The organism is Pseudomonas sp. SJZ080, assembly GCF_007828295.1.
GTDB lineage: Bacteria > Pseudomonadota > Gammaproteobacteria > Pseudomonadales > Pseudomonadaceae > Aquipseudomonas > Aquipseudomonas migulae_A.
The window spans coordinates 25,815-45,871 of the sequence record NZ_VIUK01000036.1; the positions used below are offsets into that span (position 1 = coordinate 25,815).

The following is a 20,057-nucleotide window of genomic DNA, read 5'->3' on the forward strand; positions in this document are numbered from 1 at the left end:
TAAGTGTTTAAAGAGAATTCAAAAACGCCAGCAACGCTGCGCGCTGCTCGGCGTTGAAAGACAAAACCTGTTGCTGCGCGGCCTGCGCCTCGCCGCCATGCCAGAGCACGGCTTCGAGCAGATTGCGGGCGCGGCCGTCATGCAAAAACTGAGTGTGGCCACTGACCGTCTGCGTCAGGCCGATGCCCCACAACGGCGGTGTGCGCCAGTCGCGGCCACTGGCCTGGAATTCGCTGCGGTTGTCGGCCAGGCCGTCGCCCATGTCGTGCAACAGCAGATCGCTGTAGGGGCGAATCACTTGATTGGCCAGTTCAGGTTCTGCCGCGTTGGCGGCGGTGGTGTATTTCGGCGTGTGACAGGACTGGCAGCCCGCCTGGAAAAACAGCGTCTTGCCGGCCAGCACTTCAGGCGTGCCGACATCGCGGCGGGCGGGTACGGCCAGGTTGCGACTGTAGAACAGCACCAGACGCAAAATGTTGTCGCTGACCTCCGGTTCGCCGTCCGGGCCGTTGCCGTTTAGGGCTTGCTTGCAGGCGGTTTGCGCGTCGGTGCAGTCATCTATCGGTCGCAGGCTGGTTGTAAGGCCCATATCACCTGAGAACGCGTGAACGTTTTGTTGATTGAGGTTCGGCTGCCCGGCCTTCCAGCCAAATCGTCCGAGGACGGTTTTCTGTTGGGCGTCATCCCAGACCCTGTTCGGGCGTCCGGCGATGCCGTTTTTTGCCTTCGCCTGAGCCTCGGCATTGGCCAGGATCGCCTCGTCGGGGATGGCTTCAAGCAAGCCGAGGCCAATCATCGGCGGGGCGATACGGGCCGAAAAACGGGTGTCAGGGTGCATCGGACCGTAGCCCAGCTGGGTGATGGTCAGGCGGGGTTTGCGCAATTCGATCTCGGTGCCGTCCTTGAAGCGCACCGGCACTGGCGTGTAGTCGACCCGCACCTTGCCTTCCGGAAGTACACCGGGGATCGCCATGTCCTGGAATTGCCCGCCGTAGACTGGCTCGGGGACCACACCGAGCTGTTCGATGATTTTGGCGTAGGCCGGGGCATCAGGTATCGACAGACGCACCAGCATCGACACGGCGTTCTGCGCATCAGGCGTAGGCGGGTGACCGCGGCCGTCCTTGATGTGGCAGTTCTGGCAGGCATTGGTGTTGAACAACGGCCCGAGGCCGTCCCGGGCGGTGGTGGTCGACGGGGCGATCACCCAAGGGTTGCGGAAGAAACTGTTGCCGACACTGAAGTCCACGCGCCGGGAGGGCGGCAGGTTGGCGGAGGGCAGGGAGAAAGCGTTCTGATCGGTCTTGCGCACGGTCGCGGCGCCGCCGGACCGGGCTTCACCGGGTTCGGCTTCGGTAAAACGCGGGGCGTCATCGCAGGCACTCAGGCCCAGGGCCAGAAACAGTGCGGACAAGCGAAGAGGCAGCGAGGGCATCAGACATCCTGCAAGACGAGCAAAACAAGGGCGCAAAGTCTAACAGGGCAGTGGAGTTTGAATAAGAGGAATTATCGTTTGGTTGATGTGGGGCAGGGTTTTTCAGAACTGTCATCACTCTTACTGATTCAGCACTGTCCAATGTGGGAGCGGGCTTGTTCGCGAAAGCGGTGTGTCAGTCGACATCAATGCTGAATGACACACCGCTTTCGCGAGCAAGCCCGCTCCCACAATTGATCGGTGTTCGGACCAATAATCCTGCAAGACGAGCAAAACAAGGGCGCAATGTCTAACAGGGCAGTGGGGTGTGAATAAGAGGAATTATCATTTGGTTGATGTGGGGCAGGGTTTTTCAGAACTGTCATCACTCTTACTGATTCAGCACTGACCAATGTGGGAGCGGGCTTGCTCGCGAAAGCGGTGTGTCGGTCGACATCAATGCTGAATGACTCACCGCTTTCGCGAGCAAGCCCGCTCCCACAATTTGATCGGTGTTCGGACCCATAAAAAAGGCGACCCGAAGGTCGCCTTTTGTTCAGCTAGCGTTGATCAGAACTCGTGATCAGCGTTGTCCGGGTTCAGGTCGCTGATGCCCAGTTTGCCGGCGGCGGCTTCGATCGAACCGGTCTGCTTGACCAGCGAAGCGATGGCGTCACGGACGATCTGGTTGCCGGCAGTGTTGCCGGCGGCGATCAGTTGGTCGTAGTGCTCACCCTTGTTGGCGTGATCGACGATGACCTGCATCTTGGCTTCGGTGGCAGCCAGGTCGGCCTTCAGCGCGGTGTCGGCAGCCGGGTCGGCTTTAGCCACCAGGGACGACAGGCTGGCGCCGGTCATTTTGGTGCCGTCGACGCGGGTGTATTCGCCCAGGTACACGTTACGAACGCCTTTGGCATCGTAGAACTGCGAGTTGTGGGTGTTGTCGCTGAAGCAGTCGTGTTCGTCTTCCGGGGAGTTGGCTTCCAGGGAAACCTTCATGCGCTCGCCCGCCAGTTCGCCCAGGGACAGACTGCCCATGCCGAACAGCATTTTGCGCAGGCCGGATTCAGCCGGTTCCGCTTCCAGGGTGGCGCGGTAGTTGTCGGCCACGTTCGGCTTCCAGTTACCGACCATTTCTTCCAGGTCGCTGACCAGCAACTGGGTCACGGACTTCAGGTAAGCGCGACGACGATCGTTGTGACCGCCAGTGGCGCCTTTGCCTTCCAGGTAGTCGGAGGCTGGACGGTTGCCGGCGCCAGGGCCGGTGCCGTTCAGGTCCTGGCCCCAGAGCAGGAATTCGATGGCGTGGTAACCGGTGGCGACATTGGCCTCGGAACCGCCCAGTTCGTTCAGGCTGGCGAGTTTTTCCGGGGTGATGTCTTTGACGTCGATCTTGTCTTCGCCGACCTGAACCTGAGTGTTGGCGATGATGTTGGCCGTGGCACCCGGGTTACCCAGGGCGTGCTCGTAGGATTTGTCTACGTAGTCGATCAGGCCTTCGTCCAGTGGCCAGGCGTTCACCTGACCTTCCCAGTCGTCGATGATGGTGTTGCCGAAGCGGAACACTTCACTCTGCAGGTAAGGAACACGGGCAGCCACCCAGGCAGCCTTGGCGGCTTTCAGGGTGTCGGCGTTCGGCTTGGCGAGGAAAGCGTCGATAGCGGTTTGCAGGGTCTTCGCGGTGGATTCGGCATCGCTGTAAACGGCGAAGACGATGTCGGCGTAGTGCGCGACAACGGCTTTGGCGGCGGCTTCGTCGACTTTACTGGCGGCCGCAGGCGCCACAGCCGGGGCTGTGGTCGTGGCGGCTGGAGTAGGCGCTGGAGCGGCAGCTTTGTCTTTACCTTCGCCACAACCGGCGAGGGAAATAGCGATGGCCAACAGACTGGCGGTAGCCAGAGGCATACGAATCATGGCGAACATCCTGCTTCGAGAAGGGGTGGAATGGCGCGGCAAGGCGCAAAACTGCGACATAATGCAAATCTTTCGCATTATCTGTAAAGGGTTGCAGCTGGAAATATTTCTTATTTACACAGAGGATGTTGCACTTTGCGGAGCAAGCTTGCTCGCGATGGACGTGAACGATGACGCGTGCTGTCTGAAAAAAATGCGTCGCCTTCAAATCCATCGCGAGCAAGCTCGCTACAGGATCGCGGCATTACTGCGCTGGGCCTGTTTCAGGTAAACGCCCAGTTCTCGCGCCGGCAGCGGTTTACTGTAGAAGTAGCCCTGACCTTCATGGCAGCCTTCAGAGATGATGTAGGCCTCTTGCTCGATGGTTTCAACACCTTCGGCAATGACCTGCATGCCCAGGCTCTTGCCCAGCTGAATGATGGCCCGAACGATGGTCGCATCGTCGTCGTCATCGAGCAGGTCCTGAACGAAGCTCTTGTCGATCTTGATCTTGTCCAGCGGCAGGCTTTTCAGATAACTGAGCGATGAGTATCCGGTGCCGAAGTCGTCGATGGCGATCAGCGCGCCGGAGCGACGCAGGCTCAGCAGGTGCTGGGCGGCGGTGCTGATGTCTTCCATCAGGCCGGTTTCGGTGACTTCCAGTTCCAGGCTGCGGGGGGGCAGGCGGTACATCTGCAGCAGGTTGTTGACCACTCGCGGCAGTTCGGCGTGGTGTAGCTGGACGGTGGACAGGTTCACCGCCATGCGCAGGTCGGTGAAACCCTGGTCATGCCAGTCGCGCAATTGTTTGCAGGCCTGATCCAGCACCCATTCGCCGATGGCGATGATGGTGCCGTTCTGCTCGGCCAGCGGGATGAACAGGTCCGGCGGCACCAGCCCATGTTCGGGATGCTGCCAGCGAATCAATGCTTCGACGCCCACTACCCGATGATCGCGGTAGCTGATCTGCGGCTGGTAGACCAGGTAGAACTGGTCGCGGGCCAAGGCATCGCGCAAGTCTTTTTCCAGCTCGCGACGGCGGCGCATTTCAGTGTCGACGCTGGCGATATAGAACTGATAACGGTTGCGCGAGCGAGTCTTGGCCAGGGTCATGGTCTGCTCGGCCTTTTGCAGCAACTTCTCGGTGCTGTCACCGTCCTCGGGGAACAGGGTGATGCCAATGGTGGCGCGCAGGCGAATCTCCTGATGATCGAGGGCAAACGCCGCTTCGAGGTCATCGAGAATGCTCTGGGCCAGTTCGGCCGCTTCGTAGGGTTGTTCGATATCGGCCTGAACCAGGGCGAACTGGTCGCCGCCAAGACGGGCGAGAGCGCCGAGGCGACCGCTGTGGGCGCGCAGACGATCGGCCAGGGCCAGCAGCAATTGGTCGCCGGTCTGATAGCTGAACTGTTCGTTGATGCCCTTGAAGTCATCGAGGCCGACACACAGCACTGCGACCCGCCGCTGCAACTTGCCGGCGTCGACGAGAATCTTGTCCAGTTGCTGCTGCAATTGCTGGCGGTTCGGCAGACCGGTGAGGAAGTCGTACTGGGCCATGCGCAGCAGGCTGTTTTCCGCTTCGTGGCGCAGGTGCGTGTTGCGTTCGATGGATTCGAGCAACTGGTTGGCGGTGTTGATCCAGATACCCAGTTCGTTTTTTTCGTGGCCCCTGAGCTGCGGAATCTTGTGCGCGCTCGGGCGGTCCGGGTTGATTTCGGTGAGGTGCTCGATGATCCGCGACAACGGTTTGGTCAGCAGCCAGTGATAGACCAGATACAGCACCAACCCCATGGCCAAGGCGCGCAATACACCGGAAATGAAGATGATCACCGAACTGACGATAAACCCTTGCCCGTAGGTGGCGGTGTCGAGGGTAATGCTCAGGTCGCCGTAATACTCGCTGTACGGGCCGCGGCCCACCAGTTGGGTGGTGAAGGTGCGTTCCTTGCCCAGGATCAGGTCGGTCAGCCAGCGACTGCTGGATTGCTGCAAGTCGCGGGATTTTTGCGCGAGCATGGCTTCATTGGGGTGGCCGATGGAGGCCTGGCGCACGGCGTCGTCCTGGAACAGGCCTTCGATCACCTGCATGCCCATCTCACGATCCAGGCTGTAGACGGCCTGGGTCGAGGGGTCACGGAACATGTCGAGGATGCGCTGGGCATCGCTGGCCACGGCCTGGCGTGTTTTATAGGCATCGAAAACGATCTGCGCGCAGCTCAAGACCACGCCGACGATCAATGCCGACAGGAGCACGACCCGGAGCAACTTTACCGACAAGCTGTTCTTGAGTTCCAGCTTCAAAGAGTCATTCCTTGTTCCGTGCAGGTAGCATCAAGTTGCCATGAGTATTGGCAATCCTGTGATGGCAGTCAAAGGGACAATCCAACACAGGGGAATTTGCCTGTGGGTTGGCCGAAATGCTGTTGCCTGGAGTATTTGCCCTATTAGTACTGTGTCGGTAGTCGAGTCCTTCAACTTGAGGGGGATTGGGACATATTTTCCATTGGGTTGATGTTAGACGGGTATGGCGGTGGGGCAAGGGGGGGAAGGCGGGTTTCATTGTGGGAAATTGGGCCTGGTTTCTACGGATGTATGCCGTTCGATTGTGTGAGTGAGCCTGCTTGCGATGGCGGCCTGGTAGTCGACCATTTTCTTTTGGGTGTACATATCCATTTCTGCGGTAACGGCGGCTGGCGGTTTCGCCCTTACGGCGAGTCCCTTTTGGCAAACGCCCCAAAAGGAACCAAAAGGTCTCGCCCCGAGCGTCCGGCCCCTCGCTAAGGCTCGGCGTTCCTTCGCTCCGGCATTCATCCGGGGGCATCGCCCTCCGGTTGGCTTCGCTGGCACCTACATGCGATGAGTTCGACTGCGTCGGACGGCGCTGCGCGCCACTCCCCGGATGAACACCTCCACTCAGCCTCCCGAAGGGGCGGGTGGATCAAGATCAAGAGCTGCAGGCGAGCTAACGCTCGGCCTGATGAGTGGTGAGAAGCGGGTGTATGCCGATCTGCTTTTGTAGGAGCCAGCTTGCTGGCGATGGCGGCCTGCCAGCCGGCCTGTTCTCGCCGACATACGCTGATCTTGTAGGAGCCGGCTTGCTGGCGATGGCGGCCTGACAGCCGACCTGTTCTCGCGGAAATACGCAGACCTCGCAGGAGCCGGCTTGCTGACGAAAGCGGCCTGCCAACCAATCTGTTCTCGCGGAAATACGCAGACCTCGCAGGAGCCGGCTTGCTGGCGAAGACGCCCTGCCAACCAACCTGTTCTCGCCGACATACGCAGACCTCGTAGGAGCCGGCTTGCTGGCGATGGCGGCCTGCCAACCCACCTGTTCTCGCGACTATACGCAGACCTTGTAGGAGCCGGCTTGCTGGCGATGGCGCCCTGCCAACCAACCTGTTCTCGCCGACATACGCAGACCTCGTAGGAGCCGGCTTGCTGGCGATGGCGCCCTGCCAACCAACCTGTTCTCGCCGACATACGCAGACCTTGTAGGAGCCGGCTTGCTGGCGATGGCGGCCTGCCCAGCCGACCTGTTCTCGCGGCTATACGCTGACCTCGCAGGAGCCGGCTTGCTGGCGAAGACGCCCTGCCAGCCAACTTATCCTCGCGGAAATACGCAAATTCTGTAGGGATTTCTGAAGGCAAAAAAAACCCGGCAAAAGCCGGGTTTTTTATCTGGCGTCGAGCTTAAGCGGTGAAGGTTTTGCCTTCGAATTGCTCAGCCACGAATTTCCAGTTGACCAGGTTCCAGAACGCTTCTACGTACTTCGGACGCAGGTTGCGGTAGTCGATGTAGTAAGCGTGTTCCCAGACGTCGCAGGTCAGCAGCGGGGTGTCGCCGCTGGTCAGCGGGTTGCCGGCGCCGATGGTGCTGGCCAGGGCCAGGGAACCGTCAGCCTTTTTCACCAGCCAGCCCCAACCGGAACCGAAGGTGCCAATGGAGGTTTTGCTGAATTCTTCTTTGAACTTGTCGAACGAACCGAAGGCTGCGTTGATGGCTTCAGCCAGTGCGCCGGTTGGTTGACCGCCGGCGTTTGGCGCCAGGCAGTTCCAGTAGAAAGTGTGGTTCCAGACCTGAGCGGCGTTGTTGAAGATGCCACCCGAGGAAGACTTGACGATTTCTTCCAGGGTCTTGCCTTCGAACTCGGTGCCTGGCACCAGGTTGTTCAGGTTCACGACGTAGGTGTTGTGGTGCTTGTCGTGGTGGTATTCCAGGGTTTCCTTGGAAATGTGCGGCTGCAGGGCATCGTGTGCGTAAGGCAGCGGCGGCAATTCGAAAGCCATGATGATTCTCCTAATCAGGTCAGTTGCGGTGGTCGCAAGGCCGATCACGGGCGGCCAGACAAGCGCCGGGGAGTTTGTACTCTTTGCGGCGCATCGGACCGGATCATAGCACCGGGGGTGCGGCATAACCACGCAACAACTGTGTGGAATAGAGGTTCCAGAGCCTTTTGGAATAAATCAGGCGCTGGTGATTAGTTGAGCTGCCACGGTGAACATCATTACGGCCACCAATAAATCCAGAATCCGCCATGTGCTTGGCCGAGCCAGCCACGGCGCCAGCCAAGCGGCGCCCAGCGCCAGGGTGAAAAACCACAGCAAAGACGCACTGGCCGCCCCAACGACATAAGCGCCAGGCTCGGTTTGTTGCGCGCCGAGGGAGCCGATCAGCAACACCGTATCCAGATAAACGTGCGGGTTGAGCAACGTCACCGCCAAAGCGCTGAGCATGACCGCGCGCAGTGACCGTACCGTCTGGTTTTCACCCTGTTGCAGGCTTTGCTTCGAGCAGGCCCGACGCAGCGCCAGGCTGCCGTACCACAGCAAAAACGCCGCACCACCCCAGCGGGCGATGGCCAGCAATGTCGGATTTTGCGCCAGCACGGTGGCCAGGCCGAACACGCCGGCAGCCACCAGCAACGCATCGCACGTCACGCAGAGCGCCGCCACCGGCAGGTGATGTTCACGCCGCAGGCTCTGAGCCAGCACAAACGCGTTCTGAGTGCCGATCGCCATGATCAGCCCCGCGGCCACTAACAGGCCATTTACATAGCTTTGCCACATAGGTTTTTACTCCGCGTTCGCTGCCAGATCCCGCAGCACGTGCAAGGCGCGATCGGCATCGGCCTGGCCGACGAATAAATGGTCGTGGTAGTAACCGGCGATGACATTGCAGCTGATGCCGGCCTGGCCCAATGCCGTGGCGAATGCGGCGGTCAGGCCGACGGCGTCCAGCGCGGAGTGCACGTTCAGGGTGATCCAGGCGGCGACGTAATCGAAGCTGAAACCGGCCTTCTCGGCGTGGGAACGTTCCAGAATCACCGTCAGACCTTCCTGCTCGCGAAAACTGCCGACGATCTCAAGACCCGGGGGCAACTGGCCGTCGCGCAACGTGCAGAACACATACTCGCCGGCGTTGAGTTGCGGGCTCATGCTTTGTAAAAGCGTTGCCAATGAAGTTTCGCCAGCCATGTCGGTGTTCCTTGCTCAAGAGTTCTTGCTGGCCATTCTCCGGTCTCAGGCTGTATAAGAAAAACCAATCATGCTGATCGCTCATTAGGAAAACTGATGTTCGACTATAAATTGCTTTCTGCGTTGGCCGCGGTGGTCGAGCAGGCCGGTTTTGAACGGGCCGCGCAAGTTCTCGGCTTGTCGCAATCGGCGATCTCCCAACGCATCAAACTGTTGGAAGCGCGGGTCGGCCAGCCAGTGCTGGTGCGGATGACGCCGCCAGCGCCGACGGAAATCGGCCGGCGGCTGCTTAACCATGTCCAGCAGGTGCGCTTGCTGGAGCGGGATCTACAGACGCTGGTCCCGGCGCTGGACGAAGAAGGCCTGCCGGAACGTCTGCGCATTGCCTTGAATGCCGACAGCCTCGCCACGTGGTGGGCCGCAGTCGTCAGTGATTTCTGCGCCGAGCAACACTTGCTGCTGGATCTGGTCGTTGAAGACCAGACGGTTGGTCTCAAACGCATGCGCGCAGGCGAAGTGGCTGCGTGCATTTGCGCCAGCGAGCGTCCGGTCGCTGGCGCACGCAGCGTGTTGCTGGGCGCCATGCGTTATCGAGCGCTGGCCAGTCCGGCATTCATCGCGCGGCATTTTCCTGAAGGCGTGCGCGCTGACCTGCTGGCGAAGACGCCGGCGCTGGTCTTTGGCCCGGACGATTTCCTACAGCATCGCTACCTCGCATCCCTCGGCGTAGACGGCGGTTTCGAACACCATTTGTGCCCGTCATCCGAAGGCTTCATTCGCCTGACCGAGGCCGGTCTCGGTTGGGGGCTGGTGCCTGAATTGCAGGTGCGCGATCAGCTGGAACGCGGGGTTTTGCGCGAGCTTTTGCCAGATAAGCCCATCGATGTGCCGCTGTACTGGCATCATTGGCGCAATGGCGGTCAGTTGCTGGGGTTGCTGACTGATCAATTGGTGCGCTCGTCGACGCAATGGCTGGTGCCGTTGGACTGACCGGCAGCGTCAAGACCTCACGCACTACGCAAAACGAAATATTCGGAGCACTACATGAAGATTCTGGTCACCGGCGCAAGCGGCTTCATCGGCGGACGCTTTGCGCGTTTCGCCCTGGAGCAGGGCCTGGACGTGCGGGTCAACGGTCGCCGGGCCGAAAGCGTCGAACACCTGGTACGCCGTGGCGCGGAGTTCATTCAGGGCGACTTGAGCGACCCGGAACTGGCGCGCAACCTGTGTTCCGAGGTCGAAGCCGTAGTGCATTGCGCCGGGGCGGTCGGTGTGTGGGGACGTTATCAGGACTTTCATCAGGGCAACGTGCAGGTCACCGAAAACATCGTCGAAGCCTGCCTGAAACAGCGTGTCCGGCGACTGGTGCATTTGTCCTCGCCGTCGATCTACTTCGATGGCCGCGATCACCTCGGGTTGACCGAAGAACAGGTCCCCAAGCGCTTCAAGCATCCTTACGCCGCGACCAAATACCTGGCCGAGCAAAAGGTCTTCGGTGCCCAGGAGTTCGGCCTCGAAACCCTGGCCCTGCGCCCGCGCTTCGTGACCGGTGCGGGCGACATGAGCATCTTCCCGCGTCTGCTGAAGATGCAACGCAAGGGGCGGCTGGCCATCGTCGGCAACGGTTTGAACAAAGTCGATTTCACCAGCGTACAAAACCTCAACGAAGCGTTGCTCAGCAGTTTGCTGGCTGGCGGATCGGCATTGGGCAAGGCCTACAACATCAGCAACGGAACGCCGATTCCGTTGTGGGACGTGGTCAATTACGTCATGCGCAAGATGGATGTCCCACAGGTGACCCGCTACCGTTCCTACGGCCTGGCCTATACCGTGGCGGCGCTCAACGAGGGCGCTTGCAAGCTGTGGCCGGGTCGTCCCGAGCCAACCCTGTCGCGCCTGGGCATGCAGGTGATGAACAAAAATTTCACCCTGGACATCAGCCGCGCGCGGCATTATCTGGACTACGATCCGAAAGTCAGTCTCTGGACCGCCCTCGATGAATTCTGCGGCTGGTGGAAGGCTCAGGACATTCGCTGACAAATCCCGTTACTGAACGGACAGTGGGGTTCAGGGTCAATCGATGCGGCTGACGGGTTTATACTTCGCCGCATCAAGCCATCACCGCGTTCCACAAAGGTTGATTCAATGTCCATGCGTAACGATGCCAACGACGACTTCGACGATGTACCGAGCCTGCGTGCCGACAGCCTCGACGACGATGATTTTGTGCCCACCGCCCGCACCGCCGTGCATTCGCGCACCCCGCCGGTGGTCAAGGTCAAGGCTGCCAGCACCGGCCCGTTGTGGGCACTGGTCGGCGCCTTGTTCTTTGCATTCGCCGGCCTTGCCTGGTGGAGCTTTCAGCAGATCTCGCTGATGGAACAGCAACTGGTGGCGACCCAGGAAAGTTTCGCGCGCATCAGTGAGGATGCGGCGGGGCGCTTGCAGGACATTTCCGGCAAGGTCGTCGCCAGCCAGACCAACGTCACCAGCGACAGCGAAGCGCTGAAACTGCAGATCAAGCAGCTTGAAAGCAAGCTTCAGGATCAGAGCAAGCAGCAGCAAGGCGTTGTCGGCCAGACTTCGGACCTGGACAAGCGCCTGGCGCAAATGACCGCGCAAACTGCCGATCTGGACAAGCGTCTGGCGCAAGCCACCGCCCAGAACACCGAACACCAGGCCGCCAACACGCAATTGCAAGCCCAGGTCAAAGCCTTGAGCGGCGAGCTGGCCGCGCTGAAGAGCGCCCCGGCTGACACTGAAAAATTCGACGCACAGCTGAAAAGCCTCGGCGCCGACATCGTCGCACTGAAGAAACAAGGCAATCCGAGCGCCGCCATTGAGCGTCTGGAACAGGACATGATCGTGCTCAAAAGCGAGCAGGACAACCGCCCGACCACCGGGCCAGCCTCGTCCAATACCGCTGAATTCGACGCTTTCCGTGCTTCGGTCACCCGCAACATCAACACCCTGCAGGCGCAGATTCAGAATTTGCAGCAGCAACTGCGTGCCAGACCTTGAGGGTGAAGGCGCGGTAATGCGTTGCAATACCATTTTGCAGACTGCTGTTCGCTGAATATCCATACATGCCCCATTGCCGTCTACGCTCTTGAAACACTGACAAGAACGGGGGATGCGCAATGGGGTTTTTGCACAGGTTGGCCCTGCTGGGCGGGATGCTGTTGCTGTGTCTGGGCCAGGCTCAAGCTGCCGGGACGGAGAAGGATGACAGCCAGGCCGCCATCGCCTTGCTGGAAAAAGCCCTCGCCTACTACCACGACAACGGTGACAAGGCGTTCGCGGCCTTCAGTCGCCAGGGCGAGTTTGTCGACAAGGACCGCTACGTGTTCGTGGTCGATACCAAAGGCGTGATGCTGGCCAGCGGTGGGCCCTCGTCGGCATTGATCGGGCGTGACGTGTCTGACGTGCTCGGGCCGGATTTGCAGAAAGCCTTTAAAGACGCGTTGAAAGTGCCGGAGGGCAATGGCATCCAGCAGGCGGAATATCGCTGGCAGAACTGGTCGGACGGCAAGGTCGAGCGCAAGCATGTGTTCTACCAACGGATCGGCCAGCGCATTCTGGCAGTGGGTTACTACCTGCCACGGGCGTCGGCGGAACAGGCGATGGCATTGCTGAACAAAGCGGCAACCGACCTGGCCAAAGACGAGAAGGGCACGCTCACGGCAATCAACTCGCTCAAGGGCGGTTATTTGCAGGATGACTTGTATGTGTTCGTGGTCGACCTGGACACCCAGCGTTATGTCGCCCATGGCACCAACCTGCGGCTGATCAACACCGATTTCGGCAAGATCAAGGACCCTGAAGGCAAGCCGGTGGGTGAGCCGATTCTGGCGTTGATGGCTAAACAGGATTACGGCGAATACGAATATCGGTGGAAAAACCCGGTGACCGGCAAGGTCGAGGACAAGCATGCGTACCTGAAAAAGGTCGGGCATTTTGTGGTGGCTGTCGGGTATTACAGCCCTTGAAGGGTGGTGGCTGACAAACTGCCTTCGCGAGCAAGCCCGCTCCCACATTTGATTTTCATCGTTCACAGATTTTGTGTACGACAGAAATCAAATGTGGGAGCGGGCTTGCTCGCGAAGGCAGACGCCTCGGTCCATCTATCGAACCTTGTCCTCCCTCCCTCGCAACACCCGGTTCGGCATCGCAATCGCCGCCGCCAACCCCAGCAGCGACACTGCGGCACTGACCATCAGCAAATGCCGGAAGGTCAGCAACAGCTCAGCACGCAAGGCGTTCTGCGCATCCCCCGCGGCAGCGTTCAAACCGTCCAGCAAGACATTCCCCGAACTGCCCTCGGCAATCAGCGTCGAGCCTGCCAGGTGGGCGAAACTCGAATCTTGCAGCAACGCCAGCAATAGCGCCGACATCAACGCCACGCCCACCGCGCCGCCCAGGGAACGGAACAGGTTAGTGGTGCTGGTCGCGACGCCAATATCCCGTTGTTCCACTGAATTCTGTGTCCCGACCAATGACGTCGGAAATTGCATGCCAGAGGCGATACCGCTGAGCACCATGAATAGACTGCTGAGCAAAACTGCCTGGGGCGGACTGAACGCCATGCCGAGAATCGAGATTGGCATGAGGATAGCGCCCGCGAGGATCATCGGTTTGTAGCGTCCGGTCACCGAGGTCCGGCGCCCGGCGAAATACGCTCCAATCGGCAAACCCATGGCCAGTGGCAACAGGTGCAGGGCGGCACTGTCGGCCCCGGCGCCCGTCACGCTCTGGAAGCGCAACGGCATCAGCACAATCAGCGAGATCGCCTGGAAACTGGTGAAGAAAATCGTGCACCAGCACAGGATTGCATTGCGGTTGGCGAACAGGTGCATGGGCAGCAACGGCTCCCGCGTACGGCGCTCATGCCGGACGAACAAGGCCAGGACAACCACCGCACAACCCAGCAAACCCAACACCTCAGCGCTGCGCCACGAATGGCCCTGGCCGACCTGGGTGATACCGAGCAACAAAGCTGTCAGACCGATGATCATCAGCAGCGTGCCGAGGTAATCGATGATCGGCTTGCGCTGCGGTACGGGCAGCCCCACCAGCGTGCGATTGGCCACCAGCCACGCGCCCAGACCCAGTGGCAGGTTGATCAGGAACACCCAGCGCCACGACAGGTATTCGGTCATGTAGCCGCCGAGCACCGGACCGGCCACGCTGGCCACCGCGTACATGCTGCTGAAATAACCTTGATAGCGCCCCCGTTCGCGAGGCGGCACGATGTCGCCGATGATTGCCTGGCTGACCGAAATCATGCCGCCGGCACCTATGCCCTGAACAATGCGCGCCAGCACCAATTGCTCCATGCTTTGCGCCATGCCGCAGAAGAACGAAGCCAGCGTGAACAGCCCCATGCCGAACAGCATCAACGAGCGCCGACCGTACAGGTCGCCCAGCTTGCCGTAGATCGGCACCGCCACGGTCATCGCCACCATGTAGCCGGAAATCACCCAGGCCAACAGGCTGACATCCTTGAACTGCGCGGAAATGGCCGGCATCGATACGGCGACGATGGTCTGGTCCAGCGCGCCCAGAAAAATCGCCAGCATCAGGGCGATGAGCACGCTGCGAATGGCCGGTTTGGGCGTTTCAGGCTGGTTGAGATTGGACACGGGAGAACCTGCGGGCAGTGAGGGTCCCGCAAGCGGCAAGGGCGAGCGGGGATGCTCGCCAGTGTAAGTCGATAGGAAGCTATTCGATAGCCTCGTACGGAAGCCCGACGTAATTTTCTGCAATGGTTTTTCGACCCGCTTCTGAATCGACGAAGTAAGCAAGTTCCGACTCGGCGATGCGCTGGCTGAACGCGTCGTGGTCGTCAAAGCGATGCAACATCGAGGTCATCCACCAGGAAAACCGCTCGGCTTTCCAAATTCGGCGCAAGCAGATCTCAGAGTATTTCTCCAGCAAATCGACCCGGCCTTCGCGGTAAACCTTCAGCAGGATATTGAACAGCGTACTGACGTCGCTGGCGGCCAGGTTCAGGCCTTTGGCACCGGTAGGCGGCACGATGTGCGCGGCGTCGCCGACCAGGAACATGCGCCCGTACTGCATCGGTTCGACCACGAAACTGCGCAGCGGCGCGATGCTTTTTTCGATGGACGGCCCGGTCACCAGCGACTCGGCCAGCGCCGTCGGCAGACGGGATTTGAGCTCATCCCAGAAACGCTGATCGGACCAGTCCTCGACCTGATCCGAGGCCGGGACTTGCAAGTAATAACGGGTTCGGGTCGCCGAGCGCATGCTGCACAAGGCAAAACCGCGCTCATGACGGGCGTAGACCAGTTCATCGTGAACCGGCGGCGTGTCGGCGAGAATCCCCAGCCAGCCGAACGGATAAACCCGTTCGAATACCTTCAGGCACTCGGCCGGAATCGATTGCCGCGCCACGCCATGGAAACCGTCGCAACCGACGATGTAGTCGCAGTCCAGTCGATACGTTTCACCGTCCTTTTCAAACGTCACGAAGACTTCATCGGTTTTCATGCCATGGGGCACGACGTTGCCGACTGCGTATATCGTTTGTGCGCCGGCCTCCCGACGAGCGGCCATCAAGTCACGGGTGACCTCGGTCTGACCGTAGATCATCACGGTTTTGCCCCCGGTCAGGGCCTGCAGATCAATGTGCACGCGACGCCCGTCGAGGGCCAGTTCGAAGCCGCCGTGGACCAACCCTTCGGCGTCCATGCGACGGCCGACGCCGGCCTGACGCAGCAGCTCTACCATGCCTTGTTCGAGGACACCGGCGCGGATTCGGCCGAGCACATAGTCCGGGGTCTGGCGTTCGAGGATAAGGGTGTCGATACCGGCGTTGTGCAGCAATTGGCCGAGCAGTAATCCGGAGGGACCGGCACCGATGATGGCGATTTGGGTCTTCAGCGTTTTCATTGTTTTTATGACTCGCAAGCTTCACGCGACCAGAGTCGGTGAATTATTTTTATGGATCGAACGCTTGCATTTTTCACTTGCGGGTCTGTCAATTGAAGGTGAAAACTGAGCCGATAGCTGTACATTCTGCCAATCGGTGCGATTATCGCCCGCTACCTCCCGAGGCCTGGATTGACGTTATGAACAAGCCTGACCTGCCTTCGATACCGGTGTTCAAGCTCTACGGTGAAAGCCTGGATTGGCCGACCCCGGATTTGTTGCACTGCGAAACCATCTCCAAACGCAGCCGCGAACATCAGTGGGAAATCAAACCCCATCGTCACGCCGATTTGTGCCAGTTACTCTTCGTGTTCAAAGGTCAGGCAGAGCTTGAAATCGAAGGCAAACGCACGCAGCTGAGCGAACCGGCGATGCTGGTTCTGCCGCCGTTATCGGTGCACGGTTATCGCTTTTTCGAGGATGTCGAAGGGTTTGTCGTGACCCTGGCCGCACCGCTGGTCACCCATCTCCAGGCGCAACTGGGCAACTCGGTGAATGCCCTGTCCCAGGCCGAAAGTTATCCGGCCGGTAATGACGGTGAGTACCTCAACAGTCTGTTTTCTGCATTGCAAAACGAATACACCGGCCATCAACCGGCCCGGGAAATGCTCATGCATTCGCTGGTCAGCGTGATCATGGTGTGGGTCAGCCGTCAGGCGCTTCAACGTCGCTCCGCGAGTCAACGTCCGCAGCGTGCGCGGGAATACCTCAACGGGTTCATCCAACTGGTGGAAGAGACGTATCGTCAACACGTCAAGGTCGAGGACCTGGCGCATCGGCTGGGGATTTCCGTGTCGCACCTCAACGGCACGTGCCGTGAACTGGCGGGACAACCGGCATTGCAGATCATGCACGAGCGGCAATTGCTGGAGGCCAAGCGTTTGCTGACCTACACCAGCATGACCATTTATGAAATGTCTGACGTGTTGGGGTTTTCCGATCCGACCAACTTCACGCGCCTGTTCCGACGCCGGGTGGGGATCTCGCCCAAGGCTTTTCGCGACCGCTTGAAGGCCGATCAGGACAACGAAGCCTGATCCGCTCCGCTACCGAAGGGCGTTGAGAGTCGCGTTGTGGGGGATGCAGCGCTCGAAGTTACAGCTCGCGTAATCACGGGGCAGTTGCCGCAACTGCTCGACGCGCCAGGCCGCGGTGCCATAGAGCGCCAGCGTAGCCGCGCAGGTGATGAAAATTGCGAGGTATCTTCTTGTTTTGATGTTCATGGCGTTGACCTCTGAACGAATACCCTTCGGTACTACTTTCAGCATAGGTCAGCGGCAGTGAGTTGCCAGTCACGCCGCTTGCGCATGTAACCTGACATTCGGAACACTGATGAGCCCTTGTAGGAGCCGGCTTGCTGGCGATGGTCGTTAACGATTACGCGTGCTTACTGGATACCCGCGGTGCCTGTGCGTCCATCGTCGGAACGCCGCCCGCAGCAAGCCGGCTCCTACAAAAGAGCGTATTCACAATCCTGCATCCCACGCCGGTGTTTCCGGAAATCTGAGCACCAGAAAATCCAGCAGGCTGCGCAGTGCTGCGGGCATGTGCTTGCGGGAGGCATACACCGCGTAGATGTTCATCCGGCGCGGTTCGGCCTGGGGCAACAGGCGGATCAGTTCACCACTGTGGATATGCACGCCGGCCTGATAAGTCGGCAGCATCGCCACCCCGGCGCCGGCGATCGTCGCGCGCAGCAGCGTACTGGCTTCATTGGCGCTGATGTTGCCTTGCACCGGCACCGAGACCGGTTCGCCGTCCTGCTCGAAATGCCACAGGCTTTTGCCGAAATAAGAGTGCGTCAGGCAGTTGTGCTGGCTCAGGTCTTCGACCTGCGTCGGTGCCGGATGCTCGTCCAGATAAGCAGGGGCGGCGCAGATCACCGAGCGGCAGACCGTCAGCCGCCGCGCAATCAGGTTCGGGTCCAGGTCATTGCTGGTGCGAATCGCCAGGTCGATGCGCTCATCCACCAGGTTTACTGTGCGGTCGAGCATCTGCAGATCGATGCTGACGCCGGGGTAACGCTTGACGTAGGCCGCCATGGCATCGGCCAATTGTGCCTGGCCGAACGAGGTGCTGACGCTGATCCGCAGCAGGCCGCGCGGCGCATCATCCGGCTCGCTGACGGCAGCCTGCATGTCCGAAGACAGGTCGAGCATCTGCCGACACCGTGGCAGGATCTCGCTGCCGGCGGCGGTCAGGCTCAATTTGCGCGTGGTGCGGTGCATCAGGCGCGCGCCGACCCAGTCTTCCAGTTCTGCCAGATACCGCGAAACCACCGGCCGTGACAGCTCCAGGTGATCGGCGGCGGCCGACTGGCTGCCGAGGTCGACCACCGTGACGAACACCCGCATTGCTTGTAGACGATCCATGATTTGCCCGATTTCAGAAACAAACTATGTTCCAGCATCGCATTTTTTGTACTGAGTCGTGCAACTAAGCTCTGTTTTCCTGTAGGAGCGAGCGTGCTCGCGATGGACGCATAGGCACCCCGCTTCAACCGGTAAGCACGCGTCATCGTTAACGATCATCGCCAGCAAGCCGGCTCCTACAAAAAGCGTCGACAACCCACGGAGCAACAGATGATCGGTTTCACTTCCCTCAAGCGCATTTTGCTGGCCACGGCCACCCTCGGCTTCGCGGCCCACGCGGCGGCATCGACGTTGACGCTGGATGTCTACAACCCGGGCGACAAGGCGATCTTCCCGGTGACCTCGGTGTTGGTCAGCGGCGAGAAAGACGCGATCCTGGTGGACGCGCAGTTCGGCAAATCCCAGGCCGAGCAGGTGGTGGAAAAGATCCGCGCCAGTGGCAAGCAACTGACCACCATTTACATCAGCCACGGTGATCCGGATTACTACTTCGGCCTCGACACTCTGACCGCTGCGTTTCCGCACGCCAAAGTGCTCGCCTCGCAACCGACGGTGGATCACATCAAGAAAACCGTCGACGGCAAACTGGCGTTCTGGGGGCCGAAAATGGGTGCCGATGTACCGGCCCGAACCATCGTGCCGGGTGTGCTCGAGGGTGACAGTCTGATGCTCGAAGGACAGAAGTTGCAGGTGGTGGGGCTCGAGGGCAAGCAACCGGATCGCACCTTTGTGTGGATCCCGTCGATCAAGGCCGTGGTCGGTGGCGTGGTCGTCGCGGAAAACATTCACGTATGGATGGCCGACACCCAGACCGCGCAGTCTCACGCCGATTGGCTGGCTACGCTGCACAGCATCGAAACCCTGAAACCGACCACCATCGCGCCGGGTCACTACCTGGGCAAGAGCGCGCGCTCCCTCGCGGGTGTGCAGTTCACCGCCGATTACATCAAGGCTTTCGACCAGGAAACCGCCAAAGCCAAAGACTCTACGGCGTTGATTGCCGCGATGAAAAAACGCTACCCGACCCTGGGCGAAGAAAGCTCGCTGGAACTGAGCGCCAAAGTCGCCAAGGGTGAGATGAAGTGGGGTGAGTGAGTTTATGTGGCAACGGGATTGCCTGTGGACAGTGAGCTTATCTGTGGCGAGGGGATAAATCCCCTGCCACAAAAGCCCTTTCACCATCCGGATTTGTACTGAGTCACCCAATCCAACTGGAGAACATCATGAGCAAAATCGCAATCATCGGTGCCACCGGCCGTGCCGGTAGCCAGCTGTTGGAAGAAGCCCTGCGTCGCGGTCACAGCGTGACGGCCATCGCTCGCGATACCTCGAAGATCGGCCAGCGTGCCGGGGTGCTCAGCAAGAACGTTGACGCCCTCGATGCCCAAGCGTTGCAAGCGGCAATTGCGGGTCATGACGTGGTGATCAGCGCCGCGCACTTTACGACCCTTCCTGCCAGCGCCGTCATCGGGCCGGTGAAACGGGCCGGGGTGAAACGCTTGTTGGTAGTGGGCGGTGCCGGTTCGCTGTTGCTGCCGGACGGTACTCGCGTTATCGACAGTAAAGGCTTCCCTGAAGAGTACAAAACCGAGGCCAGTGCCGGCGCTCAATTCCTGGAAAACCTGCGTCGGGAAAAGGAACTGGACTGGACCTTTTTGTCGCCGTCGGCGGAGTTTGTCGAAGGTGAGCGCACGGGGGCGTTTCGGATCGGCAAGGATGATTTGCTGGTGAGCAGTGAAGGGCGCAGCTGGATTACCTTCGCCGACTATGCAATTGCGCTGCTGGATGAAGTGGAAGTGCCGAAGCATTCCCGTCAGCGGTTCACAGTCGGGTATTGATTGCGCGGCTTGAACCCATTCGCGAGCAAGCCCGCTTGTGTCTAGATCTAGGAATAAGCTCTGGGGTGAGAGGGGTGGATGGCAAGCTGTGAGTCCGCGGTGCTTGAAGCA

General features: G+C 59.9%; 18 protein-coding genes. 8 read left to right on the top strand and 10 right to left on the bottom strand.

Annotated elements, in window-relative coordinates; translation table 11 throughout:
- Positions 1-7: 7 nt before the first annotated feature.
- Together FBY04_RS29800 and FBY04_RS29815 are read right to left on the bottom strand one after the other, a co-directional pair.
- Positions 8-1,435: a di-heme oxidoredictase family protein gene (locus FBY04_RS29800; protein ID WP_145318999.1), complete on the bottom strand. Its 1,428-nt coding sequence runs from the start codon at positions 1,433-1,435 to the stop codon at positions 8-10.
- A 549-nt stretch (positions 1,436-1,984) separates the two neighbouring features.
- Entirely contained in the window at positions 1,985-3,328 is a 1,344-nt protein-coding gene (locus FBY04_RS29815; RefSeq protein WP_145319002.1) for an imelysin family protein, read from the bottom strand.
- On the opposite strand from FBY04_RS29815, the gene FBY04_RS29820 reads away from it, so the two are divergent.
- Entirely contained in the window at positions 3,327-3,599 is a 273-nt protein-coding gene (locus tag FBY04_RS29820) for a hypothetical protein (protein WP_139273102.1), read from the top strand. The two genes, FBY04_RS29815 and FBY04_RS29820, sit on opposite strands and share 2 nt — an antisense overlap.
- Here FBY04_RS29820 and FBY04_RS29825 read toward each other — a convergent pair.
- The 4 genes from FBY04_RS29825 to FBY04_RS29845 all read right to left on the bottom strand — a co-directional run bounded on the left by FBY04_RS29825 (position 3,557) and on the right by FBY04_RS29845 (position 8,782).
- Positions 3,557-5,608 (bottom strand): bifunctional diguanylate cyclase/phosphodiesterase, encoded by a 2,052-nt coding sequence (locus FBY04_RS29825; protein ID WP_084323900.1) that lies wholly within the window; start codon positions 5,606-5,608, stop codon positions 3,557-3,559. The two genes, FBY04_RS29820 and FBY04_RS29825, sit on opposite strands and share 43 nt — an antisense overlap.
- Positions 5,609-6,997: 1,389 nt before the next feature.
- The gene (locus FBY04_RS29835) at positions 6,998-7,594 is read right to left on the bottom strand and encodes a superoxide dismutase (RefSeq protein WP_017340540.1); all 597 of its coding nucleotides are present in this window, start codon (positions 7,592-7,594) and stop codon (positions 6,998-7,000) included.
- A gap of 177 nt (positions 7,595-7,771) precedes the next feature.
- Positions 7,772-8,374 carry a LysE/ArgO family amino acid transporter gene (locus FBY04_RS29840; RefSeq protein WP_084323908.1) on the bottom strand — a complete coding sequence of 201 codons (603 nt, stop codon included), beginning with the start codon at positions 8,372-8,374 and terminating at the stop codon, positions 7,772-7,774.
- Between the two features lie 6 nt (positions 8,375-8,380).
- On the bottom strand, positions 8,381-8,782 hold the full coding sequence (locus FBY04_RS29845) for an ACT domain-containing protein (protein ID WP_145319006.1): 402 nt from the start codon (positions 8,780-8,782) through the stop codon (positions 8,381-8,383).
- A gap of 96 nt (positions 8,783-8,878) precedes the next feature.
- Here FBY04_RS29845 and FBY04_RS29850 point away from each other — a divergent pair, with 96 nt between their 5' ends.
- From FBY04_RS29850 to FBY04_RS29865, 4 genes are all read left to right on the top strand, one after another.
- Positions 8,879-9,772 (top strand): LysR family transcriptional regulator ArgP, encoded by an 894-nt coding sequence (locus FBY04_RS29850; RefSeq protein WP_145319009.1) that lies wholly within the window; start codon positions 8,879-8,881, stop codon positions 9,770-9,772.
- Positions 9,773-9,826: 54 nt separating this feature from the next.
- Entirely contained in the window at positions 9,827-10,819 is a 993-nt protein-coding gene (locus FBY04_RS29855) for an NAD(P)-dependent oxidoreductase (RefSeq protein ID WP_084318842.1), read from the top strand.
- A gap of 108 nt (positions 10,820-10,927) precedes the next feature.
- Entirely contained in the window at positions 10,928-11,803 is an 876-nt protein-coding gene (locus FBY04_RS29860; protein ID WP_084318844.1) for an ATPase, read from the top strand.
- A 119-nt stretch (positions 11,804-11,922) separates the two neighbouring features.
- Positions 11,923-12,771, top strand: a complete 849-nt coding sequence (locus tag FBY04_RS29865; protein ID WP_145319012.1) for a cache domain-containing protein — start codon at positions 11,923-11,925, stop codon at positions 12,769-12,771.
- 135 nt (positions 12,772-12,906) lie between these two features.
- Here FBY04_RS29865 and FBY04_RS29870 read toward each other — a convergent pair whose 3' ends face one another.
- Positions 12,907-14,424: an MDR family MFS transporter gene (locus FBY04_RS29870; protein WP_084318848.1), complete on the bottom strand. Its 1,518-nt coding sequence runs from the start codon at positions 14,422-14,424 to the stop codon at positions 12,907-12,909.
- Between the two features lie 79 nt (positions 14,425-14,503).
- A complete protein-coding gene (pobA, locus tag FBY04_RS29875; protein WP_178118341.1) occupies positions 14,504-15,688 on the bottom strand; it encodes a 4-hydroxybenzoate 3-monooxygenase in 1,185 nt (394 codons plus the stop codon).
- Between the two features lie 188 nt (positions 15,689-15,876).
- On the opposite strand from pobA, the gene FBY04_RS29880 reads away from it, so the two are divergent.
- Complete coding sequence (locus tag FBY04_RS29880; protein ID WP_145319018.1) at positions 15,877-16,773, top strand: helix-turn-helix domain-containing protein; 897 nt, start codon at positions 15,877-15,879, stop codon at positions 16,771-16,773.
- Between the two features lie 9 nt (positions 16,774-16,782).
- On the opposite strand, the gene FBY04_RS32505 is transcribed toward FBY04_RS29880, so the two are convergent.
- Together FBY04_RS32505 and FBY04_RS29885 are read right to left on the bottom strand one after the other, a co-directional pair.
- Complete coding sequence (locus FBY04_RS32505; protein WP_167362940.1) at positions 16,783-16,959, bottom strand: hypothetical protein; 177 nt, start codon at positions 16,957-16,959, stop codon at positions 16,783-16,785.
- Positions 16,960-17,202: 243 nt separating this feature from the next.
- Complete coding sequence (locus FBY04_RS29885) at positions 17,203-18,108, bottom strand: LysR family transcriptional regulator (protein WP_208603350.1); 906 nt, start codon at positions 18,106-18,108, stop codon at positions 17,203-17,205.
- A gap of 210 nt (positions 18,109-18,318) precedes the next feature.
- On the opposite strand from FBY04_RS29885, the gene FBY04_RS29890 reads away from it, so the two are divergent.
- Together FBY04_RS29890 and FBY04_RS29895 are read left to right on the top strand one after the other, a co-directional pair.
- Positions 18,319-19,203, top strand: a complete 885-nt coding sequence (locus tag FBY04_RS29890; RefSeq protein WP_145319021.1) for an MBL fold metallo-hydrolase — start codon at positions 18,319-18,321, stop codon at positions 19,201-19,203.
- A gap of 128 nt (positions 19,204-19,331) precedes the next feature.
- A complete protein-coding gene (locus tag FBY04_RS29895) occupies positions 19,332-19,946 on the top strand; it encodes an NAD(P)-dependent oxidoreductase (protein WP_145319025.1) in 615 nt (204 codons plus the stop codon).
- Positions 19,947-20,057: the final 111 nt, after the last annotated feature.